Origin of the sequence: Alcanivorax sp. 97CO-5, assembly GCF_000524665.1 — a bacterium.
Taxonomy (GTDB): Bacteria; Pseudomonadota; Gammaproteobacteria; order Pseudomonadales; family Alcanivoracaceae; genus Alcanivorax; species Alcanivorax borkumensis.
On record NZ_KI965905.1, the window covers coordinates 136,775 to 159,301 of the forward strand.

Here is a 22,527-nt window from a genome sequence, read left to right on the forward strand (position 1 = left end):
TTTGCTTTTCTTATGAGTAACACCTGGGAGCCGGGTCTCGGTGTCTAGAGCTATAGGGGGAAAGCATGAAGCGATGGGTACAGCAAGCGCAGCGTTGGCGGAGGACGTTGTTGGTTAGCTTGGTACTGTTGATGTCAACGAATGGGATGGCTGCGCCGGCATTGGGGCCGTCATCTGCCGGTTTACGTTTAGATTTGCGCACCAATGTAGGCTGGGAAATGGCCTATTTCCGTTATATGGGCGCGGACTACGGTGAGGCATTGTTGGCCCAGGCTGGGCAAGACATTGGCCTTACCATCCTTACTCACAAGATCGTTCCTCATCACTGTATGCTCAATTTTTCCCATGAGTATTGCGATGACAGTGGGTATCCAGACACTTGGCAGCGAGCGGTGGAGCCGGTGGTGTGTTCTGGGATCACTGCGGCCTCCAGGGCGTTGTTGTCAGGGGACCATGCCCTTGCCGAGCAACTGTGTGTCACCTTTCGTGGGGGCTTTTCTTCTCCAGCAAGTGGTGCGCATACGGCGCCAGATCTTGCCAGCGACTACCTTGCTCACATTGGCCAACCGGAAAGTGGCGATGACCCAATGACGGTAGAGCTGACAGTGACTTTAACGTTGGATAGTGAGCAGCCGCTGCAACGCTTGTCGCCGGGCTGTTACGGTTCGGTTTGTGTTGGCGATACCTTGTCCAGTGCGCAGGCGACCAGCAAGGCGCCGCTGGATATTATTGCAGGGCAAGGTAGCTGTGGCCGTGTGCGCAGTGCGATGTGGCCCGCGGGGCTATCCGCCCAGTTCAGAAACAATCGTATTACCCGATGGGAGGTCACGCCGCCTTCGGATATTCGTACCCACAGCAATGTGGCGTTGGGCGAATCACTACCCTTATACGCACTCTATGAGGGCGTGTTGGAGGAGACCTCGGAGGCCGGGCCAGGGGTATCGCCGATTAAGGCGGTGTACTGGCAAGTACGAGGCAAGAAAGGTCTTCAATACACGCTCAACAGCGACCGGCAGATTATCGCCATGGCTTCGGGCGGTGAGGCGTTAATGGAGGATTGGCCGTGCCAATAGTGTGCTCACCATTGCCAATGGCAGGCTGGAGCGTGCGATGACGTTGTCAGCAACGACTCCTCAGACGATGTTCAATGGCATTATTTTTGATCTGGATGGCACCCTAGTCGATTCTCGTCTGGACTTTGCTGCCATCCGTAAGGCTCTTCGTTGCCCGGAAGATGTAGGTGTTCTGGAATTTATCGACACGTTACCACAGCGTGAGCAGGCAGCCGCTCACGCTGTGGTGCTTGAATATGAGCGTGAAGGGGCGCAACGGGCCACCTGGATACCCGGCGCAGAATCCTGCCTTGAACAATTGTCGGTAATGGGTATTCCTACGGCTATTCTTACCCGTAATGCCCGTGTCATTGCCGAGCTCACCGTTTCACGGCTGAATATTCCTGTGGAGCGTGTGCTGGCAAGGGAGGATGCTGCGCCCAAGCCGGCTCCAGACGGGCTGCTCGCTATTGCCCGTGAATGGAATATGGCGCCTGCCACCATTGCCTACGTAGGGGATTTTAAATATGACCTGCTGGCAGCGCGCAATGCTGGCATGGTTGGGGTTTACTTGGACATGGACGGCCTCAATACCCATGGCTATCTTGCGGACCGGGTTATCCGCCGGTTTGATGAACTGTTGATAGGGTGAATTTTAACCGCGGGCCGCTTGGCGCCAAACTCCAGAGAACGCGAAATCCTTTTCATCATCCACGTGAGTGTTGTTTTTGAGGGGTATTTTTAACTGCCTGTGCCCGTTATAGAAACCTGAGCGGTTTTCCTGCTGGGCTGCCGATGACCTGCTCGTCGAGCATGACAATTTGCCCTGCAATAATCGTGGCCGAAGGCCAGCCTTGCAGCATCATGCCATCGTAGGCGCTCCAGCCTGAAGGTGAGGCCAGTTTGCGGTCATCCACCGCTTGTTTACGTTGCATGTCTACTAAGGTCAAATCAGCATCGTACCCCACCGCAATTCGCCCTTTGCCAGCCATGCCGAACAGCCGCGCAGGTCCTGCGCATACCATATCCACTAATCGCGGGAGGCTGAGTCGTCCCTGGTTAACATGATTGAGCATCAAGGGTAGCAGTGTTTGGGTTCCGGTCATGCCGCTGGGTGAATTCGGATAGGGTCGCTGTTTTTCTTCTCGAGTATGGGGGGCGTGGTCGCTGCCGATGACATCCACGATACCGTTTTGTACCGCTTTCCAGAGCGCATCTTGGTGGCGTTGATCGCGGATCGGAGGATTCATCTGTGCCAGCGTGCCGAGCCGTTCGTAGCACTCCGGTGCCGATAGAGTGAGATGTTGGGGCAGCACCTCTACCGACACGCTGGACTTGTGATGTTGCAAGAACGCCATCTCCTCGGCGGTAGATATGTGCAGCACATGCAGGGGTCGGCCAGCTTCTGCTGCCAGTGCGACAATGCGATGAGTGGCTAACAGGGCGCTGTTTTCATCGCGCCAAACGGGGTGGGCTACAGGGTTTGCTGCTTCTTCAGCAAGGTGTCGGCGAGACAGTAAGCGGGCTTCGTCTTCAGCATGAACCGCCACTCGCCGGCGACCATGGCGGAGTATATTGCGTAACACGTCATCGCTATCGGCGAGCAAATCGCCAAATGAACTGCCCATAAAAATTTTTACACCGCTGCAGGCGGGTAAACATTCCAGTTCTGCCAGCTGCTCGGCATTGGCGGCGGACCCGCCGATATAAAAGGCGTAATTGCACCAGGCATCCCGTTCTGCAATGGCAATTTTGGCCTGCAAATCTTCCGCGTAGAGCGTTAAGGGCTGAGTGTTAGGCATCTCGAAGACACTAGTGATGCCGCCGATAATGGCACCGCGTGTGCCAGCTTCCAGCGTTTCCTTGTGTGTCATGCCCGGTTCGCGGAAATGGACTTGGGAATCCACGGCACCGGGTAAGAGGTGTAAGCCGCGGGCCTCGAAGATCGTGTCTGCCTGAAAGGGCTCGCCAATAGCCACAATGCGGCCATCACGACAGGCCACATCGGTTTCTTCAGGGCCACCAGGCAACAGGACCGTGGCACCTTTGATTAATAGGCTAGAGCTGTTTTCACAGTTCATTTTGAATCCTTTTATAGCCCTGAACGAGTTGCTGATTGGTATCGGATACACTTTCTGAAAACGCGGTGATGTCTTGGCTCACACGGGGAATGAGGCTGAGATCCGTGTCGGGTCCGATACGGCTGGTGGATGGGATATAAAAATTTGCGGGAAGCGTCATGCCGTCGATAACCGCATTGTGACGAATGGCGCAGCCGTCGCCGATAGTGCAGTTGAAAAGCACGCTGTTGAAGCCTACAAAAACGCTGTCTCCCACCTCACAGGGGCCATGCACGATGGCTCGATGGGCAATAGAGCTGTGCTTACCAATCGTGATGGGGCCTCCATCCTTGGAGTGCATGACGACGCCATCCTGAATGTTGGTTCCTTCGCCAATGAGAATGGGGTGAAGATTGCCTTGATCATCCGTTTCGTCCGCTCGAATGACGGCGTAGGGGCCGATAAAGACATGGCGACTTACGATGACTTTGCCACAGATGATAGCGGTAGGGTCGACGAAGGCGTCCGGATGAATATCCGGCAAGTCACCATTAGGGTTTTTACGAATCATTTGTTTCTTCCTTCGTCTTTCAGTGCCTGGTTAAACCAGGTTTTCGTCTGTTTCCAGTGCTCACGGCCGTAAAGCTCAATGAACTTGCGGGTCATGTGGTCATTGTCGTCGTCTAAAGCAATCAGCCTTTCGCGGATAAAACTCTCGGCAAGAGGGATCCCGCATATTTCGGTAATGCAGTGTCGCCATTCGGTGTAGGAGCCGGGCAGGGGCAAATTCACGGTTCTTCTCCACGAAGGTTGTTGATTATTGATGCAATGTTATAACATAACATAAAAGGAGAGCATCATGCCTCATACCATTAGTGAAGAGGCGTTGTTGGCGATGACAGCGTCGCAGTACATGAATGCGAGCCAGCGGGAGTTTTTCCGCAAACGTCTCCTTGCTCTGGCTCTAGAGTGCGAACAACACCTTGGGAACGGTAGAAACAATCTGCAGACACCGGCCCAGGCAGACCCACTGGATGCGGCTGTAGAAGAAGAGACGTGCCGTCACCAGCTACGTTTTATGGCGCGCCAGCAGGCCTTGTTGGGAAAAATACGCGGTGCGTTGAGGCGGCTGCAAAACGGAGACTACGGTTACTGCAAAATCAGCGGTGATCCTATTGGTTTACCGCGTTTGCTCGCTCGCCCCACCACGGAATACTGTGCCGAGGTGAAGGCTCGCCTTGAACAAAATGAACGCCACTATGCCCATCAACGAACCGGATAAAGACATGACAGGCCAGCAAATCAATCCCATTCGCCAGCTTCCCGTTACCGTATTGTCAGGGTTCCTGGGTGCCGGAAAAACCACGGTGCTGAACCATATTCTTAACAATCGAAGCGGGCTGCGGGTTGCCGTTATCGTTAACGATATGAGTGAAATCAATATTGATGCTGCACTGGTCAATCAGAACGTTTCTCTCAATCGGGCAGAAGAGAAACTGGTGGAAATGAGCAATGGTTGCATCTGTTGCACCCTGCGCGAGGATTTGTTGGTGGAAGTGGATCGGCTGGCCAGAGAAGGGAGCTTCGATTACTTGGTTATCGAATCCACAGGGATATCTGAGCCTTTGCCTGTGGCAGAAACCTTTACCTTCGAAGACGAAAACGGTGAAGGGCTATCTTCTGTAGCACGGCTGGACACCATGGTCACAGTGGTGGATGGGGTTAACTTTCTCCGCGATTACAATAGTTGCCGTACGCTCCAGCAAGAGGCAGAAAACCTGGGCGAAGAAGATCACCGCAATGTGGTGGATCTCCTGGTGGAACAGGTGGAATTCTCTGATGTGATCCTGATCAGCAAGACGGATTTGGCCACGAAAAAGGAGCTCGATGCTCTGCAAGCCACCTTGCGGTTGTTGAATCCGGATGCCCGTATTCTACCGATTAGCCACGGTGCGGTGCCGCTGGATGATGTGCTTAACACCGGCCTGTTCGACTTTGAAAAAGCCCAGCAGGCGCCGGGGTGGTTAAAAGAAATGCGTGGCGAACATTTGCCCGAAACTGAGGAATACGGCATCAGCAGTTTCACCTATGAAGCTCGGCGCCCGTTTCACCCGCAACGTTTCTGGGACTTTTTGCAACAGCCTTGGCCCTACGGCACGTTGTTACGTTCAAAGGGTTTTTTCTGGTTGGCCAGTCGGCCCCAATTTGCGGGTAACTGGAGCCAGGCGGGCGATGTTGTTCATCACGGCCCGGCGGGCATGTTCTGGAAAACCGTGCCGGAACAACAGTGGCCCACTGACGAGGAATACCGGGCCTTGATCATGGAAAAGTGGCAAGAACCGTTTGGTGATATGCGCCAGGAGTTGGTGTTTATCGGCCACAACCTGCAACCAGAGGCAACTCGCCAAGCGCTGGATGCCTGTTTGTTGACGGAAGCAGAAATGCTCCAAGGTAAGGCGCTTTGGGAACAGTTGGATGATCCGTTTCCGCAATGGGAGATGGCGGGGTGATGACGATGGCAGTGGCGCAAGCGGAGATTACTACGTCGCAATGGCATTGTTCGCCAGATGCAGCGGTGCTGGCGGACATCGTTCAGGATGATATGGAGGTGGCCGTCTGGGATCGTCCCAGTCCTGTGGGCCAGGACGTGGTAGCGTTGGCCTGCCAACAACGGCTGGCACTAAAACACTGGCTTGAGCTTTCTCAGCTTGAGGGGGCTATCGAGCGAATGCTTCCGGATGAGCGCTATGGGGCGTTGCGGGACGATCTAGTTTTGCTTGCCGACATGACTGCGTGTCTATTTGGCGTGTCTGGCCTAGGGTTACGTGTTACGGCTTTGCAAGCGCCTATGTGCCCACGCTTTCATGTGGACCGAATTCCGGTTCGGTTATTGTGCACCTATGGCGGCCAGGGCAGTCAGTGGCTGCCGTTTGATTGCGTGGACGATCAATTGCTCTCGCCTGGCATTAACCAGCCTTTGCTTTTTCAGCAAGAAAACGTCAAGCAACTTGAGGCCGGGCAGGTGGCGCTGTTCAAAGGCGAGTCATGGCGGGATAATCCGGGGGCAGGCGTGGTCCACCGGTCCCCGCCCATGTCTCCCGGTCAGCAGCGGTTGTTGATCACTCTGGATATTTAGGCTGAGAACATGGCAGTGAGTCGAACAGAGCAGATTCTTAATAGCGCTGAGCAGCAATGTCGAAAGCTGGGTGTGCGCATGACCCCCCAGCGCAAACAAGTTATGGCGCTAATACTGGAGCAAAAAACCCCGCAAAGTGCCTATCAGCTACTCGACCAGTTCAAAGCCCGCTATCAGAGCAATGCACAGCCGCCCACGATTTATCGAGCGCTGGATTTTCTGGTTCAGCAAGGGTTGGCCCACCGGCTTAGCTCCACCAACCAGTATCTGGCCTGTGATCACATTACCTGCCAACACGGCCATCGCGGAACGGTGTTCTTGTTATGTGATCAGTGTGGTGGCGTTCAGGAAACCCCCATGGCGGGGGCCGCTGTTGACGAATTACAACACACCCTGGATGAAGTGGGTTTTGTAATTCAGCAAGAACCGCTGTTGGAAGTGCATGGCCGTTGTGCCGATTGCGCATCGCTAGCGGGCAGCTAAACAACACTCTTCTCGGGAGACAGTAATGCAACGTTTTCGCCTAGACGTGATGGCTATCGGCCTGTCTAGCCTCTGCATGATTCACTGCGTCGCCAGCGTGGCGGGGCTCTTTGCCATCGGATTGTTATCCGCGTTTGGCAGTGTGGATGAAATATTTCACTTGGTCATGCTGGCCATCATCGTGCCGGTAAGCCTGCTCGCCATTGGCGTAGGTTACCGGCGACATCGTCGTCTTTCCGTCTTGGTTCCAGGCGTATTAGCCTTGGCGGGGTTGTGTCTGCTAACCGTTTTTGAACATGCTATGCACGGCACTTTTTGGGAACCATTGCTGACAGTTCTGATCGGACTCTGTTTGGTGGGAACCCATGTGGGCAATATTCGAGGCTGCAATGACTGCGAGATAAATCATGAAAAACCCTATGCAACCTAAGTGGCTGGCTGCTCTATTACTGCCATTGAGTGTGGCTGGCTTCGCAGCAGATGTGCATCAGCATGGTCATGCCGAGGCGGCGGTTGTACTCGAAGGCGATCAGTTAACCGTTAGTTTTCGGGCGCCGTTGATGGATATTTTCGGTAGCGAGCAGCCACCGGCCGATGCCTCAGCGCGATTGCGTTACAGCAAGCGCTTGGCGCAGGTTACAGAACCTCAGCCGTCCTCAGCTGCCCTGTGTGAATTGATCAATGTGTCCTCTCGTTCCGTAGCCGATTTGTTTCCGGAAAGTAAGGCGCATGATCGTGACGACCACGACCACGACCACGACCACGACCACGACCACGACCACGACCACGACCACGACCACGACCACGATGATGATTCCCATGAAGCGGTCAATCATCATCAGGACATCGTCCACGAATGGACGTTTGCCTGCGAGGCTCCTCAGCAGCTGCAAGCCGTAGATCTGCCGTTTCTTAGTACCTTTTCGAGCCTGACCACAGACGTGGTGCTGTTGTTACCGGCCGTCCAGAGCGCTTCGCGTCTGGCTCCGGGTCAAACTCGAATACTCGTGGAGTAAGGCCGTAGTGGGTTTGGTACTGGAGCTCAACGAGCTGGAATACCGCCATCCCGGCGACCTGCGGGCCTTTCTGCAGGTGCCGCATTTTTCCCTGCAGGCGGGAGAACGTGTGTTGCTCCATGGCCCCAGTGGTTGTGGCAAGAGCACCTTGTTGTCCTTGATTACCGGCATTCGTCCGGTGCAGCGTGGCCGTATCCACATTGCAGGCCGGCCCTTTTCCTCGTTGCCCCAGCGCCGCCGAGATGCATTTCGCGCCGATCACCTGGGGGTGATTTTTCAGGCCTTTAATTTGCTTCCTTACCTAAATGCCGTGGATAACGTGTGCTTGGCTGCCGGTTTCTCCCGTCAGCGTTGTGACCGGGAAGGGATTCGCAGTAAGGCCCATAGACAATCCACTGCCCGGGCTTTGCTGGCTCGGCTGGGCTTAGATGACAGCACCGTTACTCTGCCCGCGTGGCAGTTGTCTTTCGGGCAGCAACAGCGGGTGGCCGCAGCCCGTGCTTTGTTCGGTAAACCGGACCTCATTATTGCCGATGAACCCACCTCCGCGTTGGATAACCACAGCCGCGATATTTTGCTTACATTACTGTGTGAACTGTGCGAACAGTCCGGCAGTGCCTTGCTGATGGTTAGCCACGACAAACAGGTGGGCGATCATTTTCAACGCAGTGTGGATTTTGCCCACCTGGCAGGGGAGGCAAACCATGCTAGCTAAGGTGATGCTTGCCTCCCTGAAAACCCGGCGAACATCAGCGCTATTGATCGTTGCTGCCATTGGCCTGAGTGTGCTGATGATCATCGGCATAGATCGGGTACGGCATCAGGTGCGTGCCAATTTTTCCAGTACCATTTCGGGTACAGATTTGATCGTCAGCGCCCGTGGTGGGCCGATGAACATTTTGCTCTACAGCGTCTTCCGGCTCAGTGATCCCACTGCAGGTATTAGCTGGAAGACGGTGGAACATTTGGCTGACCACCCGGATGTGAAGTGGTGGATTCCCATTGCCTTGGGTGATTCCCATCGTGGTTATCCGGTGGTGGCCACCAACGACAGTTATTTAGCGCATTACCGTTATGGCCGAGATCAGCGCTTGGCCCTGCAAAGCGGCGCTTGGTTTGCTCGGGCGGATCAAGCCGTGCTTGGCAGTGCCGTGGCTGCCCGGCTTGGCTATCAGCAGGGTGAGCACATTGTGTTGGCTCACGGTGCCAGCGGGCCGGCCATTGTGGAACATGATAACCGCCCGTTTACGGTGGTCGGTATTCTCGCGCCCACCGGCACCCCTGTGGATCAAAGCGTGCATATCTCTCTGGAAGGCATGGCGGTGATTCATCGCGGGGGCGCGTATAGGTCGGGCCTGCCTCCCATGCTAGGCCAAGCACGGGATAAACCCGATTCAGTGAATGCGGTCATGTTGGGATTGAAACGCCGCATGGCCGTGTTGAGCTTGCAGCGGGAGTTGTCCCGTTATGAGCGCGAGCCGCTTACGGCCATTATTCCCGGCGTGCAATTGCAGCGGTTGTGGCGAATCACTGCCGCCGGCGAAAATGCCCTGCGCGCCACATCGCTGGCGGTGCTGGTGGTCGCTTTGCTGGTGCTGGTGTCCACGGTGCTGGCGGCGCTGGAAGGGCGCCGCCATGAAATCGCTGTCCTGCGGGCGACAGGTGCCGGGCGGCTGGCCGTGTATACGGTAATCGTCGGTGAAAGCCTGTGTCTTACCGTGTTGGGCTGCTTGTTGGGTCTGGGGGTGTTATTTTTGGCGCAATGGGGGTTAGCGCCGATGGCGCTGGCTGAATGGTCGTTGCGACTTCCTGAACACTTTCTCGCGTGGCGGGAATTACCGGCCATTGGCGCTATTCTGCTCGCCGGCTCTCTGGCAGGGCTGATCCCGGCAGAAAAGGCCTTCCGTAATAGCTTGGCCGATGGCCTGACCCCAAGGAACTGATCATGCGTTATTTGCTTGCTGTGCTCTGTTTTAGCTGGAGTCTGTCTTCCATGGCGGCCAATGAGATCGAGTGGGAGGCGCTAGTGCCGGAAGGTTATGACCCCTCGGAGATTTATAACACTCTCTTCGATGATATTTATGGGGAACAGCAAGCGCCTGACTCCATTGCGGATGGCGACGCTCGAGGCAAGAAAATGTTAGACGCCATCGATAAAGCCTGGCGCGAAGCGCCGCTGAAACAGTCCTTAGACAATACTGCCGTGCGCTTGGCGGGTTACGGCGTGCCGCTGGATGGCGATGAAGAATATGTACGTGAGTTCCTGCTAGTACCGTATTTTGGCGCCTGTATCCACACGCCTCCGCCGCCGCGCAATCAGATTGTGTTGGTGAAAATGAAAGGCCGGGGCGTGCCGCTGGATCTGGCTCTGGATGCCATGTGGCTCTCGGGCACGCTTACCGTTAGCAGCCAAGAAACGGAATACGGCACGGCCGGCTATGTGCTGGAAGGAGAAAGCGCAGAGCCATTTACTGGCTATGACCAGTAACCCGGCCTTATTTTAATGCGCTTTATGACAACAGTGTATTAGGCTCGCGATTTGCACTGCCGCAACATGGCCCAGTGTTGTACCGACGTGCCGGGGATATCGCCCTCATGCACAACCTCAAACCCAAACCGTTGATACAGAGAAACATTGTTCGGGTTATGGGTATCGAGATAGCAGGGCAAGCCTTGCTGATCGAACAGGTCTAGCGAGGGTTGCAGTAGCGGTGTGGACAGCCCGCGCCCTTGCTGCGAGGGATCAATACCCAGCAGTAGCAGGTACATATGCGGGGTGGTGAGAACCCGGTGGTGCACTGCCTGCATGGCATCTGCAGCCACCATTTGGCGTTTTATGGCGCCGGGGCCTTGCTTGAACAACGCCCGCACCGCACCAAAACGCAACATATCAATTACGCTGTGTTCAATGGCTGACGAGGGCAACCAGACTGCGGCGCCATTAAGGCTATTATGGTCATCGACAGGCTGCGGCGTGGTGTCTACTTGACCGTTGTGGCGAGCATGGGCGACCAGAAAGCGAAAAGTGAAGAACGCCAGTGCTTGCCGTTGCGACGGGTCCGCAAAAAAGTATTCAAACAGTGGGTCATGAAAAAAGGCCCGGCTGAACACGTGGGCAAGGTCATCGAGTGGTGGTTGTGTGGTTGGCATATCTGAAATATCCGGCTGCGACAGGCAGAGCATACCGTAAACTTAGGGCTTCGGTGAGCCTATTAGGCGCACCTAAGTGAATGGCTCAGGCTGGGCGGGTTTGCTCGTTGGCGGGTTCGCCGCCGAGAAAGGCGCAGGCTCCCAGTGAGTGCGCAGGTTGCACTGCAAACCGCCACAGCTAAATCACCGAATGGCAGCTTACTACCAGGGTGCGGTGGGTATTCTTCCCTTCAGGATATAAGCGCCGTCACGACCAAGCAGGGAAGCCAATCCCCCGTTGCGAATGGCCTCTTCTCGTGGCCGAACTCTTCGAGTTTTTATCCGTTAGAGGATGATGCGCGATTGATGGCTTTTCTTGTTATTTCCCCGCGCCCCCGTTTGCCATCGGCGGTGACTCAGATGCCGGTGTGTACAAGGTTGCCAGCTCTACGAAACAGTTAAAATCCTATGGGAAAATACGATGAGGCTTACAGACGTTGGGCATATAACAGGCAATGCTTTGACGATGCTGTAGGTGGAAATAACGGTTTCTCTTCTGGTGATCTATTCTGATGGTATTGGGGGGGCTCAGCGAGGGTCTTCAAAAAGCCGTTTTCTGTACCTTCGCTACGTCGAACACGAGAATTAAATTCTGTTGCTGCTTCTGCGTTTACCCCGGCTTTGCCCGGGGTTTTTGTTTTCTGGGTTATCGCTAAGCTCCCGCAAAAAAACGCCTTCATGCCCTGTGGGTGCGTTGCCTCTTCTAAGATATAAGCTTCAACCGTCCCTGAAGTAATAACGAGTGCAATAAAGAAGGGTTATGGCGCTCACGTCGCTACGTTGTGAGCTATGCTAGCGTCTATCCGCTAATCGGCATCTGCTCGATAGCGCAACCCGACGGAGACCCCCATGACCAACACCAAACAACAATGGCTGCAGGCTTTCACCGGTGGATTTATTGCCACCCTGTTGTTCCATCAAGGCGTCCTCGCATTGTTTTGGTTGGGCGGCCTTATCCCCACGTTTCCTTGGAACATGACGCCCGTGCCGCCGTTGGGCATTCCTCAAGTGCTCTCTCTGGCATTCTGGGGGGGTGTTTGGGGTTTGCCCGTATGGTTGATCATTCGCCGCTGGCAGGGTATCAATTTTTGGCTTAGCGCCATGATTATTGGCGCCATTGGCCCGACCCTGGTGGCCATGTTGCTGGTTTTCCCTATGAAAGGATTGGACGTGAATGCCACCAAGGTCGTGGGCGGTTTAATCGTGAATGCGGCTTGGGGTTTGGGGTTGGCAGTCTGGATGCAATTTAGCCTGCACCGGTAAAGCTCCCTTTGGGGTTTTCGATGGCGGTGAAGATCCTCCTTCATCACGTGTCGGTGTCAATCACTGGCCCTGCATCAGGTATACTCGCCGCTCCTTGAGTTTTTCGGTGATTTTCCATGCAGGCTACGCCTTCCTCCGTACCCGCTAATGCTTGGCGCCAGCGTCTGAGTGCTTGGCTTAATTCTTCGTTATTCGCGAATAGCATCACCGCGTTGATTCTCCTGAATGCCATTATTCTTGGAGTGGAAACGTCCTCAGTAGCGCAAGAGCGAGTAGGGCAGTGGTTGACCTTGGTCAACCAAGTGATTTTGTTTGCCTTCACGTTGGAAATTGCACTCAAGCTGGTGGCCTTTGGTCCGCGCTTTTTCCGTTCCGGTTGGAACGTATTTGACTTTCTGATCGTCGCTATCTCCCTGACGCCAGCCTCAGGGCCGTTGGCTATCTTGCGGAGTTTACGCATCCTGCGGGTGTTGCGCCTGCTGTCATCGGTGAAACGACTGCGCATGCTGGTGGAATCCTTGATGCAAGCCTTGCCCGGTATCGGTTGGACCGCAGCGCTGCTACTGATGATGTTCTACATCTTTGCAGTGATGGGCACCGAGCTGTTCGGCGAAGCGTTTCCGCAGTGGTTTGGCAGCTTGGGCGCCAGCATTTATAGCCTGTTTCAGATTATGACCCTGGAAAGTTGGTCCATGGGGATCGCCCGACCTGTTATGGAGGTGTATCCCCTAGCGTGGATCTTCTTCGTGCCCTTCATCCTCATTTCCAGCTTTATGGTGCTCAACCTGTTTATTGCCATCATTGTGAGCGCGACCCAAGAAGTACATGAGAGCGAGCAGCGCGCAGAGCGGGAAGCCAATAATCTGATTGCCCACGATGAGCGCCAGGAAATGCTGGATCTTATGCGCGCAATGCACGCAAAAATTGTGGCGCTGGAAGCTGCCCAGCAGGGCAAGGCCGGCCAGTAAAGGTTGGCGATTTACCTATCATGGAGCGGCTCTGTGAGTCGTGCACGGTTGTCTTCTGGGCTGTTCAGTTGAGGTGACCTCGACGTGAAGTGGCTCGCTGACAAATAAACCGAGACCGAACGCCGGAGAGTAAACATGAGTAAGCCTGTCGCCACATTTGTAGACACAGCCGAAGACCCGTCCTCGTTGTGGAAAACCATGGGTGGGCGCAACTGGGTAGCTTCCCAGCAGCTGATTGATTATTTGTTCAAGCCCATCGAAGTGCTGCTGGCCGAAGCGGTGCAGGCCCAATCCCCGCGCCATGTTCTTGATATAGGCTGCGGTACCGGTGGCACAACCCGCACGATTCATCGCCATACCCAAGAAGGGGGCTATGCCACCGGCGTGGACGTGTCCGAGGTAATGATCGACGCCGCACGACAGAGTAGTGAGCAGGATGGTGCGGACAAGGAAGGACCCGGCCCAGAGTTTATCTGCGCCGACGCCGCCCGCTATGATTTCCAAGAAGGCTTGTTCGACATGCTGGTGTCGCGTTTTGGCATCATGTTTTTCGAAGATCCCGTGCGGGCCTTTCAAAACCTCAGGCGCGCCGCTAGCAAAGAGGCCACGGCGTTGTTTTTTTCCTGGCGCTCCCCGAAAGAAACCCCCTTTATGACTACCGCTGGCCGGGCGGCGAAGTCTATCGTCACCTTGCCGCAACAAGACCGGAACGCGCCCGGGCAGTTTGCATTTGCAGACCCCCAACGGGTAGAGAGCATTCTTGAATCAGCAGGTTGGCACGACATCAGCATTGAACCGCTGGATTTCGAATGTGCGTTCCCCGAGACCGAGCTGGTGAATTTTTTCACCCGCATCGGCCCGCTCGGTCGCATTCTTCCCGGCCTGGATGAAAAAACCCAAGCACAGCTTATTACGGTGGTCAGAGAAGCCTTCGAGCCTTTTGTGTTCGGTGATACCGTGAAATTCAACGCTGCCTGCTGGCAGATCAAAGCAAAAGCATCGTGAGATAAGAGGCCACTCTGCGAACGGCATGTGGCTGCGTCTCAGGGGCGCGGCCCTTTGCGTTGATTTGTCTTGCGCACACCAGAATCAAAATCCTGAATAGCATTCATTTATTTGCGCCGTAAGGTCGTGTACATTCGGAACTGAAGCACAAATAAAACGCGGTTAATAATAATGAGCCTGCCAGGATGGTGGGCAATAAAGCAATGAGGGCAGGATGCTTTTATTCCGAAGAACGCAGAAGCAGACAATCTGCCGGATTACCCCTCAGCAATGCCGAACGTTCTCCATGCTGTGCATACTCCTGTGCTCTCCGTTTGCCCATTCAGCCCTGTTCCTTGGTGTCTCACCCGGTGATTCCTGTCTTGAAACCTATGAAATGGAAATTGACAGGGGAGCGGAGGCTGACTTCCCTCTGCACACGATGCTGGAGCACGAACTTCTGGCGTTTTACCGCGACACCCCGGAACGTTCTGAAGTGACTGGGTATCAATGCGGCGAAGACCGTATCTCGTTGGTTTATTACGGAGTCTGGTTCAATAACGAGGAGCACCAAAAGGTTTTCTTTAAAACCCATCAAGCAGCAATAGAGGCAGAATTCGGAGATCCATCATTTAATGCTTTTAATCTCGGCTGGATGGCGAGGCTCGTTTTGTGGTTGGACGGGAAAGAGGACATAGAGGAGACGCTGCCACTGGTTCAGTGGCAGCAAAAAAGTGGCGACAAGCTCATGCTTCAATATTCCTCCTTGCAGATTGATGGCAAAGCCTATGGGGTCACCATGAGCTGGGAGCGATAGTTACCATGGCCACCGTTATACCCAACCTCAGCACCCTGCGTGGCATGACGAAAGGCGAGAGGCGCCTGGGGCAGCGCTTAGAAACGCTATTAGAGGATGACTACACCGTCTGGTACGACACACCGGTGGGCCGCAATCGGCGCTATCCAGATTACATTATCCTGCATCCCGGCCGTGGCTTGCTGTTTCTGGAGGTAAAAGATTGGAAGCTAGATACCCTCAAGACGATCACGCCCCGCGATGCGGAAATTTTTACCTCCGATGGTTTGAAGACCGTCACCAATCCTTTGCAGCAGGCCCGCCAGTGTGCGCTCACCGCCATCAAAAAACTGCAGCGCGATGCGCACCTGCAACAAACCTGCGCACAGCACAAAGGCAAGCTCTGCTTCCCGTGGGGCTATGGGGTCGTGTTCCCTAATATCACCCGTAAGCAATGGAACGAGGCCATTAGTGAGGAGCATCAGGAGCTGGTGTTACCCCCACACCGTTTGATCTGCCGGGATGAAATGACCGCCACCATTGACCCGGAAGTATTCCAGGAGCAGCTATGGGCCATGTTCGAATACACCTTCGGCGACAAACTCACCCTGCCGCAGATTGATCGTATCCGCTGGAATCTATTCCCTGAAATTCGCATAAACGCGCCCCAGCAAGGGCTGTTCGATGCGGAGGGTGAAGACGATGAACCAGAGGTAGGGCAGGGCGGGGCCAATGAGGGCAAGCCGGTGGTCGCGAGCCAGCCAAGTTACAACACCATCCCAGACATTGTCCGCGTGATGGACCTGCAGCAAGAACAGCTGGCCCGGAGCATGGGTGATGGCCACCGGGTTATCCATGGCGTGGCCGGCTCTGGCAAGACGCTGATCCTCGGCTATCGTTGTCTGCACTTGGCCCAGGCCGTCACCAAGCCGATTTTGGTGTTGTGCTTCAATATCACCTTGGCTGCCCGACTGCGAAGTTTTATTGCCGAAAAGGGCATCGAAGAGAAAGTGCAGGTGCACCACTTCCATGAATGGTGTGGCCGGCAAATGCAAACCTACAACGTGGACCCGATCGCCGCCACACCAGAGCTAAAACCCTGGGAACGGCAGGTGGAAACCGTTATACAGGCCGTGGATAAGAATCAGATTCCTCGTGCCCAATACAGCGCGGTGATGATCGACGAAGGCCATGACTTCGAGCAGGACTGGCTGGCCTTGATTGTGCAGATGATCGACCCGAACACCAATTCCCTGCTGCTGCTCTATGACGATGCCCAGTCCATCTACAAGAAACGCAATCTCAAGTTTCCCCTGTCCAGTGCCGGCATTCAGGCCCGTGGTCGAACCACTATTTTGAAACTGAATTACCGCAACACCCGTGAAATCCTTAGCTACGCCTACGATTTCGCGAAGGACTTCCTGCAAGCTCAAGATGCCGACGACGACCACATTCCCCTCATCGCACCGGAGGTGGCCGGTGTGAGCGGCCCGCCACCGGCGTTTCGCAAATTCGACAACTTCAACGACGAAGCCCACTACATCGCTCGCTGCATTCACAAATGGCACCAAAGCGGCCGCCCCCTCAACACCATTGCGGTGATCTACGGTTACACCTGGCAGGCAGACACTCTGCAACGAGCCCTTAACGCCGAAGGCATTCCCCATGCCTGGTTAAAAAACAGCGCCAGCAAGAAAGCCTACGACGCGAATGTGCAGCGGGTGGCGCTACTTACCCGGCAAAGCAGCAAGGGGCTGGAATTCGATACCGTGGTGCTGGCAGGGCTGGGCGGATTGAAAGACGACCAGGAGAACCTGGAGCGCGAGGTGCGGCTATTGTATGTGGGGATGACGCGGGCACGGCAGCAGTTATTGCTGACCGGGAGTGGTGAGAATTGGTTTGTTGGCCGGTTTGGGCAGTAGTTGAATAATGTAAGGGGCAAACTTAGCGCTATTGTTTTTGTAGAGTACCCGGTGGCGCAAACCACTATGGCAAGTGCAGGCCAGGCCTTCTTTGCCGTCTTTGCCTCGCAATGCCATTACCTAGCGTCGTTCAGATTAAATCTGAATTACTCACATTATCTTTACCTTCGTAACCCGTCCGTAATGAACTACATCACGGCTCATGGTGGCATCGCATTACTGCGGCATTCGCCCAGCAGCGACGACCCCATGGCGCGCTTTGGTGAACAACCCTAGCAGCGATACCATGGCCGCCACATGCGTGAAGGCCGCGCTACCGCGATGCGGTGCTGCGAATGAACCCAACAGCACAGACGGTTAGTGGTGCCTGCGCGAACCTAAATGAGGCATTTATGCATGCGTTTTGAGCACCAATAGCGCGCAGCTAGGCTGCCTACGTGCACGGATACAGGGCCTTAGCTGGCCTTTTTGCACAACTCGGCCAGCTTCTGATCTAGCATATTCAGAATATGGCGGCGGCTGATTACCCCCACCACCTTGTTGGCGGCATTCACCACCGGATAGATTTTCGGCTTGGCGTTCAGCATCTGCTGGGCCAGGTTCAGTACATCGTCGTTCAGCGATACCGTCAGTACCTCGCTTTGCATTAGGTCCCTCACGGTTGCTACGCGCTGGTTGTGATATACCACCTGTAAGGCCGCCTGCAGGCATTCGCGCTCACTGATCCAGCCCACCAGCGTTCCCGCGCTATCGGTAACGGGGCTGCCCAGCATATCCAGTTTGATCAGATTGCTGGAGGCTTCCACCACCGGCATCTCCGGGCGGATAGTCGCAAAACGGGTGCACATCAAGTCCTTGATCGATACAGAATCCATGGGGCTTACCTCTTGCTCGGGTCAGGTACCACAAAGGGTTAAGCCAGCAATATGGCTGGCCACTGAGCAAGATACTGCGGGAACCATGCCAACTATTGGATTTCGCAGAAGTGGTGCTGGAGTCGCGAACGCCTCCGTCAGCCTATTGACCCTAAGAAACACCCCCCGCAATTCTGTTCATTTATTTATACCCCACGATTATGTAGATTCGAACTGGATCGCAAGCCAGCAGCCAGGACATTGCCCTGCTCGCCAGCCTGATCCAAACGAAATGACAAGTAAGCTCCAATGCCATCCGGCAGGCGTATAACAACAGGTTGCACTGTTAGCAGTAGCCCTGCCGGGAGCAGTATTGGGCCGAGCAACGGAGGCAAGCATGCCTGTGAAGAAGGTTGGCTGGCGAGATTTGGTCAAAGGAGTGCGGTACATGGTGCCGCCACTGCTGGATATTCAGCGCAGTAACCTGTTGCGCCTAGCCGGGTTGCGGCCCAGCAGCAAGCAGTCCATTGGCAAGGTTATCCAATACTGGGCCAGTCGCACCCCGCACAACATCGCCTTGCGGTTCGAGGATCAGCAGTGGACCTACGCGCAATTTAACGCCTGGGCCAACCGCTTGGCCGCCTGCTGGCGGGAGCAGGGTGTGGGCGCCGGAGACACTGTCGCGATCATGATGGAAAACCGGCCTGAGGCGTTGGCTTGTGTGGCGGCCACCGTCAAATTGGGCGCCATCGCGGCCATGCTCAACCACAACCAGACTGGCGAGGTGCTGGAACACAGTATCCAGCTGGTCAAGCCGCGGTTATTGGTAGTCAGTGCGGAATGTGCAGCGGCCCTGGCCACCACTCGTTTTACTCCAACGCCAAGCGCGCCGAACAGCTCGCCGCCCGCTTCATCAATTGGCTACCTGTGGCACGGCGGCGATCACGGACAGCCTGCGCCGCCGGGTTGGCTAGATCTGCATGAACACAGCAGCCGGCAATCGCAAGCCAACCCGCCCAGCACTTGCCGAGTGCGCGCCGAGCAGCCGTGTTTTTCCATCTTTACCTCCGGCACCACCGGCTTACCCAAGGCCTCGGTGATGACACATTATCGCTGGCTGGCCGCCATGGCGGGTATGGGCGGCTTGGCCTTGGGCATCCGCCGCAAAGAGGTATTCTATTGCTGCCTGCCGCTGTACCACAACAATGCGCTTACCGTGGCCTGGGGCTCGGTATTATCCATGGGCGCCACCCTGGCACTGGATCGCAAGTTCAGTGCCTCGCATTTCTGGGAGCGGGTGCGCCATTACGACGCCACCGCGTTTTGTTATATCGGTGAGCTGCTCCGTTACCTGCTCAATGTGCCGCCCAGCCACATGGACCGTCAGCACCGTATTCGATTAATCACCGGCAACGGGCTGCGCCCGGAAATCTGGGAGCCCTTCGAGCAGCGTTTTGGTATCCACCGTATCTATGAATTTTACGGTGCCAGTGAATCTAATATTGGGTTTATCAACCTCTTTGGTGTGGCCCAGACTGCGGGGTTTACTCCGCTGCCTTTCGCCATCGTCGAATTCGACAATGACACCGAAACCCCGCGCCGTAACCGTGATGGGTTTATGCAGCGCATCCCTAAGGGTGGGGTTGGCCTTTTGATTAGCGAAGTGACCCCGCGGCGGCCCTTTGATGGTTATACCGACCCTGCTGCCGGGGAGAAAAAACTGCTGCGCGATGTCTTCAAGAAAGGCGATTGCTGGTTCGATTCTGGTGACCTGGTGCGCGACCAGGGCTTGCGCCACATTCAATTTGTCGACCGGGTAGGCGATACCTTCCGCTGGAAAGGGGAGAACGTGGCCGCCGGCGAAGTGGAAGGGGCTATGGCTCAGCACCCGGATATTGATCATGGTGTGGTGTATGGAGTCAGCATTCCCGGCTGCGATGGCCGCGCAGGGATGGCGGCCATTACGCTCAGCCAGGGCGTCGCCCTTAATGGCCGGGGCCTGGCACAGCATTTGAGCCGTGTGCTGCCGGCCTATGCGGTGCCCCTGTTTCTGCGCATCCGTGATCATCAGGAAACCACCGGCACCTTTAAATACCGCAAGGTAGCGCTGAAAAAACAAGGCATAGCGCCCGATCAAGTGGCCGAACCCGTGTATGTACTGCTGGATAACCAGCGCGGCTACCAACCGCTGACGCCCCAGCTATACAGGCAGATACAACAAGGCGAGATACGCCTGTAATCCCAGCGAGAGCGGGTTGGCACAGGGTGGTTACCGGGCCGCACTGCGCGACCACCACCTCAAGAATGGCTCAAACAAAGAGCAGTAGAAAGGGGGCCGGGCGGTGTAATTTGACGGTAATCAGGAATGGTGCATTTTCAACAGGCATATCATTGAAATAGCAGTATGGTAGGAATGGAATATCTGACTCCGGAGAGGTGGAATGGATTTTAAGGACTACTACGCCCTGCTTGGGGTGGAGCCAGACGCCGACGCGGCCGCTATCAAGACGGCCTACCGCCGGCTGGCCCGCAAGTATCACCCGGATATCAGCAAGGAAAACGACGCCGAAGCCAAGTTTAAGGACGTGGCTGAGGCCTGGCAGGTGCTGAAAGATCCAGATAAACGCGCTGATTACGACCAGCTACGCGCCTTTCGAAACCAGCAAGGCGATGGCGGTTCGTTTCAGCCGCCCCCTGGCTGGCAGCCGTCGAGCGGGGGCTTTGACCCGGCCGATGCGGGCTTTTCTGACTTCTTTGAATCCCTGTTCACCGGCGCCCGCCAGGCCCGTGGCGGGCACGCCCCATCGCGGCGTGGTGAAGATGTGGAAATCGAGCTGCCCATTTTTCTAGAAGACACGATCAGCAGCGAATCCAAATCTGTTTCCTACCGGCTGCCGGAGTACGACCAGTACGGCCAGGTGGTCGGCGAAAAGAGCAAAACCCTGAACGTGAAAATTCCGGCCGGGGTGACCGACGGTGAACGCATTCGGCTAAAAGGCCAGGGTATTGCCGGCATCGGTAACGCCCCCGCGGGCGACGTGTACCTGCGCATTCGCCTGGTGCCGCATCCCTTGTTCGATGTGGAAGGCCACAACCTGATCGTTACCGTACCGGTGGCGCCCTGGGAAGTGGCGCTGGGGGCGAAAATTGAAGTGCCCACCCTCACCGGCGCAGTACAGATGACCATCCCGGCACACAGCCAGAACGGCAAGAAGCTGCGTATTCCTGGCAAAGGGCTGCCCAGCAAGGCAGGGAAGGGCGACCTGATTGCCGTGTTAAAAGTAGTCATGCCCGATGCCACCGGCGAAGACATTGACGCGCTGTGGCAACAACTGGCCGACAAGGCAAGCTTCGATCCACGTGCAAAATGGAGACGGTAATTATGGCCTCTCAATTAAGAATCACGGTATGCAGTAACGACATTTGCCAACGGGTGCAGATATCAGAGCAGGATCTCATCGACATCGTCAGCCTCGGCATTATCGAACCCCAGGATAGGCAGGCCAGCGAATGGCAGTTTGACGATGCCGTGCTCGCCGAAATCGCCCGCGCCACCCGCTTGCGGCGGGACCTGGAGATCAACTGGGAGGGCGTAGCACTGGCCCTGGAATTGCTCGATGAAGTGCAGGCGCTACGCCGGGAAAACCATGCGCTGCTGCGGCGGCTAAAACGATTCGAGGCGTAACTCCCAATGGCGCTTTCGCCACCAGGCTGGGAGCCTTTTTCTCTTTGTCGCGGCGCCACTGGAGGGCGGCCTCTGCGTTCTCTCTCCTGCAAAGCAAGCCTCCTGAAGCCTATTCATTTCTTTGCGCCTAAAGATTGTGTACATTCAAAGTAATCGCAAATAACACGATATCAATAACCGCGGCTGGCCAGGATGGCACGGCTTGTAATATGACTCAGGGGAAAGGATGCCAGTCTGGTTATCACCATATTCAGTATGGTTACCCCCGTTTACGGCTAAACGGGGGAGAAGCCCTTGGAATTAGGCGTTCTACTGGTTATTGCCATTGGCGTCATGCTGATCCTGGCCCAACAGAAACGGCCGGGTGGCGGGGCGCCCGCTTTTGGCTATCGCCGCAAACCCTACCTGCTGTCCAAGGCCGAACGCTCCTTCTACGGCGTGCTCACACAGGCCGTGGGCGACAAGGCCCTCATCTTCTCTAAAGTCCGCGTTGCGGATGTGCTCACCCCGCAAAAAGGCCTCAACCGGTCCAACTGGCAACGCGCCTTCAACCCGATTTCCGCCAAACACGTCGACTTTCTCCTCTGCGACCCACAAGACTGCGCCGTAAAACTGGCCATTGAGCTGGACGATGCCAGCCATGGTTCGGCCTCCCGGCAGAAGCGCGATGCCTTTCTGGAACAAGCCTGTGAATCGGCGGGCTTGCCGCTGTTAAGAATCAGGGTGGCTAGGGGCTATGTCGTAGCGGATATTCGCCAGCAGATTGAGGCGATTCTGTTCCCTGGGACGGGTGAGGTGCCTTTGAAGAAAGCTGCCGAGCCAGAAGCGCAAAAGCGCATTGCCCCCTCGGCGGGCACGACTGATAGGTTTCATGCTGCTGCACCAGCTTGCTATAAATGTGGTGAGGCGATGGTGTTGCGAAAAGCGCGTTCTGGAAAACAGGCGGGGCAAACGTTTTGGGGATGCAGTGCGTTTCCGAAGTGTCGGGGAGTTAGGAAGTGTTGAGTTGGAAAGGGTCAGTTGATGCAGGGGGCAAGATCTGACATCCATTTTTCCGGATGTCTCTGTATCTGGGATTGTCCACTCCCCCTAAACTGAGACAGACGCTGATTAGCGTTT

The 22,527-nt window shown here is 55.6% G+C and carries 25 protein-coding genes; 20 read left to right on the forward strand and 5 right to left on the reverse strand.

Annotation, left to right across the window (positions count from 1 at the left end):
• Positions 1 to 65 precede the first annotated feature (65 nt).
• Together Y017_RS12270 and Y017_RS12275 are read left to right on the forward strand one after the other, a co-directional pair.
• Positions 66 to 1,073: a hypothetical protein gene (locus Y017_RS12270; protein ID WP_035461111.1), complete on the forward strand. Its 1,008-nt coding sequence runs from the start codon at positions 66 to 68 to the stop codon at positions 1,071 to 1,073.
• Positions 1,074 to 1,110: 37 nt separating this feature from the next.
• On the forward strand, positions 1,111 to 1,704 hold the full coding sequence (locus Y017_RS12275; protein ID WP_051428769.1) for an HAD family hydrolase: 594 nt from the start codon (positions 1,111 to 1,113) through the stop codon (positions 1,702 to 1,704).
• Positions 1,705 to 1,810: 106 nt separating this feature from the next.
• Here Y017_RS12275 and Y017_RS12280 read toward each other — a convergent pair whose 3' ends face one another.
• Genes Y017_RS12280 through Y017_RS12290 form a run of 3 tightly spaced genes read right to left on the reverse strand, consistent with a single transcriptional unit; the run spans position 1,811 to position 3,904 of the window.
• Positions 1,811 to 3,133, reverse strand: a complete 1,323-nt coding sequence (locus Y017_RS12280; protein ID WP_035461113.1) for a dihydroorotase — start codon at positions 3,131 to 3,133, stop codon at positions 1,811 to 1,813.
• Positions 3,123 to 3,683 carry a carbonate dehydratase gene (locus tag Y017_RS12285; protein WP_011588963.1) on the reverse strand — a complete coding sequence of 187 codons (561 nt, stop codon included), beginning with the start codon at positions 3,681 to 3,683 and terminating at the stop codon, positions 3,123 to 3,125. Before Y017_RS12285 ends, Y017_RS12280 begins: the two co-directional genes overlap by 11 nt.
• Positions 3,680 to 3,904, reverse strand: coding sequence for a hypothetical protein (locus Y017_RS12290; RefSeq protein ID WP_035461115.1), 225 nt, complete (start codon positions 3,902 to 3,904; stop codon positions 3,680 to 3,682). The genes Y017_RS12285 and Y017_RS12290 overlap by 4 nt, the downstream gene beginning before the upstream one ends.
• Positions 3,905 to 3,971: 67 nt before the next feature.
• Here Y017_RS12290 and Y017_RS12295 point away from each other — a divergent pair, with 67 nt between their 5' ends.
• From Y017_RS12295 to Y017_RS12340, 9 genes are read left to right on the forward strand one after another with little or no spacing between them, the layout of a single operon-like run.
• Positions 3,972 to 4,394, forward strand: coding sequence for a TraR/DksA C4-type zinc finger protein (locus tag Y017_RS12295; protein ID WP_035461117.1), 423 nt, complete (start codon positions 3,972 to 3,974; stop codon positions 4,392 to 4,394).
• Between the two features lie 4 nt (positions 4,395 to 4,398).
• Positions 4,399 to 5,622, forward strand: a complete 1,224-nt coding sequence (gene zigA, locus Y017_RS12300; RefSeq protein WP_035461221.1) for a zinc metallochaperone GTPase ZigA — start codon at positions 4,399 to 4,401, stop codon at positions 5,620 to 5,622.
• Positions 5,622 to 6,248, forward strand: a complete 627-nt coding sequence (locus Y017_RS12305; protein WP_051428770.1) for a DUF1826 domain-containing protein — start codon at positions 5,622 to 5,624, stop codon at positions 6,246 to 6,248. The genes zigA and Y017_RS12305 overlap by 1 nt, the downstream gene beginning before the upstream one ends.
• 9 nt (positions 6,249 to 6,257) lie before the next feature.
• Entirely contained in the window at positions 6,258 to 6,731 is a 474-nt protein-coding gene (locus tag Y017_RS12310; RefSeq protein WP_011588958.1) for a transcriptional repressor, read from the forward strand.
• Between the two features lie 25 nt (positions 6,732 to 6,756).
• Positions 6,757 to 7,161, forward strand: coding sequence for a MerC domain-containing protein (locus Y017_RS14930; RefSeq protein ID WP_011588957.1), 405 nt, complete (start codon positions 6,757 to 6,759; stop codon positions 7,159 to 7,161).
• Positions 7,139 to 7,747, forward strand: a complete 609-nt coding sequence (locus Y017_RS14935) for a DUF2796 domain-containing protein (RefSeq protein WP_081737621.1) — start codon at positions 7,139 to 7,141, stop codon at positions 7,745 to 7,747. Before Y017_RS14930 ends, Y017_RS14935 begins: the two co-directional genes overlap by 23 nt.
• 7 nt (positions 7,748 to 7,754) lie before the next feature.
• A complete protein-coding gene (locus Y017_RS12330; RefSeq protein WP_035461118.1) occupies positions 7,755 to 8,462 on the forward strand; it encodes an ABC transporter ATP-binding protein in 708 nt (235 codons plus the stop codon).
• Positions 8,452 to 9,690 (forward strand): ABC transporter permease, encoded by a 1,239-nt coding sequence (locus tag Y017_RS12335; protein ID WP_035461120.1) that lies wholly within the window; start codon positions 8,452 to 8,454, stop codon positions 9,688 to 9,690. Before Y017_RS12330 ends, Y017_RS12335 begins: the two co-directional genes overlap by 11 nt.
• A 2-nt stretch (positions 9,691 to 9,692) precedes the next feature.
• Positions 9,693 to 10,235 (forward strand): DUF3299 domain-containing protein, encoded by a 543-nt coding sequence (locus tag Y017_RS12340; protein WP_051428764.1) that lies wholly within the window; start codon positions 9,693 to 9,695, stop codon positions 10,233 to 10,235.
• A 38-nt stretch (positions 10,236 to 10,273) separates the two neighbouring features.
• Here Y017_RS12340 and Y017_RS12345 read toward each other — a convergent pair whose 3' ends face one another.
• Positions 10,274 to 10,897: a GNAT family N-acetyltransferase gene (locus tag Y017_RS12345; RefSeq protein ID WP_035461122.1), complete on the reverse strand. Its 624-nt coding sequence runs from the start codon at positions 10,895 to 10,897 to the stop codon at positions 10,274 to 10,276.
• Positions 10,898 to 11,785: 888 nt separating this feature from the next.
• On the opposite strand from Y017_RS12345, the gene Y017_RS12350 reads away from it, so the two are divergent.
• From Y017_RS12350 to Y017_RS12370, 5 genes are all read left to right on the forward strand, one after another.
• Positions 11,786 to 12,199 carry a hypothetical protein gene (locus tag Y017_RS12350; RefSeq protein WP_035461123.1) on the forward strand — a complete coding sequence of 138 codons (414 nt, stop codon included), beginning with the start codon at positions 11,786 to 11,788 and terminating at the stop codon, positions 12,197 to 12,199.
• A 116-nt stretch (positions 12,200 to 12,315) separates the two neighbouring features.
• Positions 12,316 to 13,167: an ion transporter gene (locus Y017_RS12355; protein ID WP_011588949.1), complete on the forward strand. Its 852-nt coding sequence runs from the start codon at positions 12,316 to 12,318 to the stop codon at positions 13,165 to 13,167.
• Between the two features lie 135 nt (positions 13,168 to 13,302).
• The gene (locus Y017_RS12360; RefSeq protein WP_035461125.1) at positions 13,303 to 14,172 is read left to right on the forward strand and encodes a class I SAM-dependent methyltransferase; all 870 of its coding nucleotides are present in this window, start codon (positions 13,303 to 13,305) and stop codon (positions 14,170 to 14,172) included.
• A gap of 214 nt (positions 14,173 to 14,386) precedes the next feature.
• Positions 14,387 to 14,968, forward strand: a complete 582-nt coding sequence (locus tag Y017_RS12365; protein ID WP_011588947.1) for a hypothetical protein — start codon at positions 14,387 to 14,389, stop codon at positions 14,966 to 14,968.
• A 5-nt stretch (positions 14,969 to 14,973) separates the two neighbouring features.
• Positions 14,974 to 16,869 (forward strand): 3'-5' exonuclease, encoded by a 1,896-nt coding sequence (locus tag Y017_RS12370; protein WP_035461127.1) that lies wholly within the window; start codon positions 14,974 to 14,976, stop codon positions 16,867 to 16,869.
• A 455-nt stretch (positions 16,870 to 17,324) separates the two neighbouring features.
• Here Y017_RS12370 and Y017_RS12375 read toward each other — a convergent pair whose 3' ends face one another.
• Positions 17,325 to 17,744: a CBS domain-containing protein gene (locus Y017_RS12375; RefSeq protein ID WP_011588945.1), complete on the reverse strand. Its 420-nt coding sequence runs from the start codon at positions 17,742 to 17,744 to the stop codon at positions 17,325 to 17,327.
• A 376-nt stretch (positions 17,745 to 18,120) separates the two neighbouring features.
• Between Y017_RS12375 and Y017_RS12380 the strand changes: the two genes are divergently transcribed.
• The 4 genes from Y017_RS12380 to Y017_RS12395 all read left to right on the forward strand — a co-directional run bounded on the left by Y017_RS12380 (position 18,121) and on the right by Y017_RS12395 (position 22,413).
• Complete coding sequence (locus tag Y017_RS12380; RefSeq protein ID WP_035461129.1) at positions 18,121 to 19,962, forward strand: long-chain-acyl-CoA synthetase; 1,842 nt, start codon at positions 18,121 to 18,123, stop codon at positions 19,960 to 19,962.
• 202 nt (positions 19,963 to 20,164) lie between these two features.
• The gene (gene cbpA / locus Y017_RS12385) at positions 20,165 to 21,103 is read left to right on the forward strand and encodes a curved DNA-binding protein (RefSeq protein WP_035461131.1); all 939 of its coding nucleotides are present in this window, start codon (positions 20,165 to 20,167) and stop codon (positions 21,101 to 21,103) included.
• Positions 21,104 to 21,105: 2 nt separating this feature from the next.
• Positions 21,106 to 21,408 (forward strand): chaperone modulator CbpM, encoded by a 303-nt coding sequence (locus Y017_RS12390; RefSeq protein ID WP_011588942.1) that lies wholly within the window; start codon positions 21,106 to 21,108, stop codon positions 21,406 to 21,408.
• Between the two features lie 294 nt (positions 21,409 to 21,702).
• Positions 21,703 to 22,413 carry a DUF2726 domain-containing protein gene (locus Y017_RS12395; protein ID WP_035461133.1) on the forward strand — a complete coding sequence of 237 codons (711 nt, stop codon included), beginning with the start codon at positions 21,703 to 21,705 and terminating at the stop codon, positions 22,411 to 22,413.
• Positions 22,414 to 22,527: the final 114 nt, after the last annotated feature.

Bases quoted from the DNA above. Each gene is read 5' to 3' on its own strand.
- Y017_RS12270 (WP_035461111.1), top strand. From the start codon at position 66: ATGAAGCGATGGGTACAGCAAGCGCAGCGTTGGCGGAGGACGTTGTTG.
- Y017_RS12275 (WP_051428769.1), top strand. From the start codon at position 1,111: ATGACGTTGTCAGCAACGACTCCTCAGACGATGTTCAATGGCATTATT.
- Y017_RS12280 (WP_035461113.1), bottom strand. From the start codon at position 3,133: ATGAACTGTGAAAACAGCTCTAGCCTATTAATCAAAGGTGCCACGGTC.
- Y017_RS12285 (WP_011588963.1), bottom strand. From the start codon at position 3,683: ATGATTCGTAAAAACCCTAATGGTGACTTGCCGGATATTCATCCGGAC.
- Y017_RS12295 (WP_035461117.1), top strand. From the start codon at position 3,972: ATGCCTCATACCATTAGTGAAGAGGCGTTGTTGGCGATGACAGCGTCG.
- zigA (WP_035461221.1), top strand. From the start codon at position 4,399: ATGACAGGCCAGCAAATCAATCCCATTCGCCAGCTTCCCGTTACCGTA.
- Y017_RS12305 (WP_051428770.1), top strand. From the start codon at position 5,622: ATGACGATGGCAGTGGCGCAAGCGGAGATTACTACGTCGCAATGGCAT.
- Y017_RS12310 (WP_011588958.1), top strand. From the start codon at position 6,258: ATGGCAGTGAGTCGAACAGAGCAGATTCTTAATAGCGCTGAGCAGCAA.
- Y017_RS14930 (WP_011588957.1), top strand. From the start codon at position 6,757: ATGCAACGTTTTCGCCTAGACGTGATGGCTATCGGCCTGTCTAGCCTC.
- Y017_RS14935 (WP_081737621.1), top strand. From the start codon at position 7,139: ATGAAAAACCCTATGCAACCTAAGTGGCTGGCTGCTCTATTACTGCCA.
- Y017_RS12335 (WP_035461120.1), top strand. From the start codon at position 8,452: ATGCTAGCTAAGGTGATGCTTGCCTCCCTGAAAACCCGGCGAACATCA.
- Y017_RS12340 (WP_051428764.1), top strand. From the start codon at position 9,693: ATGCGTTATTTGCTTGCTGTGCTCTGTTTTAGCTGGAGTCTGTCTTCC.
- Y017_RS12345 (WP_035461122.1), bottom strand. From the start codon at position 10,897: ATGCCAACCACACAACCACCACTCGATGACCTTGCCCACGTGTTCAGC.
- Y017_RS12350 (WP_035461123.1), top strand. From the start codon at position 11,786: ATGACCAACACCAAACAACAATGGCTGCAGGCTTTCACCGGTGGATTT.
- Y017_RS12355 (WP_011588949.1), top strand. From the start codon at position 12,316: ATGCAGGCTACGCCTTCCTCCGTACCCGCTAATGCTTGGCGCCAGCGT.
- Y017_RS12360 (WP_035461125.1), top strand. From the start codon at position 13,303: ATGAGTAAGCCTGTCGCCACATTTGTAGACACAGCCGAAGACCCGTCC.
- Y017_RS12365 (WP_011588947.1), top strand. From the start codon at position 14,387: ATGCTTTTATTCCGAAGAACGCAGAAGCAGACAATCTGCCGGATTACC.
- Y017_RS12370 (WP_035461127.1), top strand. From the start codon at position 14,974: ATGGCCACCGTTATACCCAACCTCAGCACCCTGCGTGGCATGACGAAA.
- Y017_RS12375 (WP_011588945.1), bottom strand. From the start codon at position 17,744: ATGGATTCTGTATCGATCAAGGACTTGATGTGCACCCGTTTTGCGACT.
- Y017_RS12380 (WP_035461129.1), top strand. From the start codon at position 18,121: ATGCCTGTGAAGAAGGTTGGCTGGCGAGATTTGGTCAAAGGAGTGCGG.
- cbpA (WP_035461131.1), top strand. From the start codon at position 20,165: ATGGATTTTAAGGACTACTACGCCCTGCTTGGGGTGGAGCCAGACGCC.
- Y017_RS12390 (WP_011588942.1), top strand. From the start codon at position 21,106: ATGGCCTCTCAATTAAGAATCACGGTATGCAGTAACGACATTTGCCAA.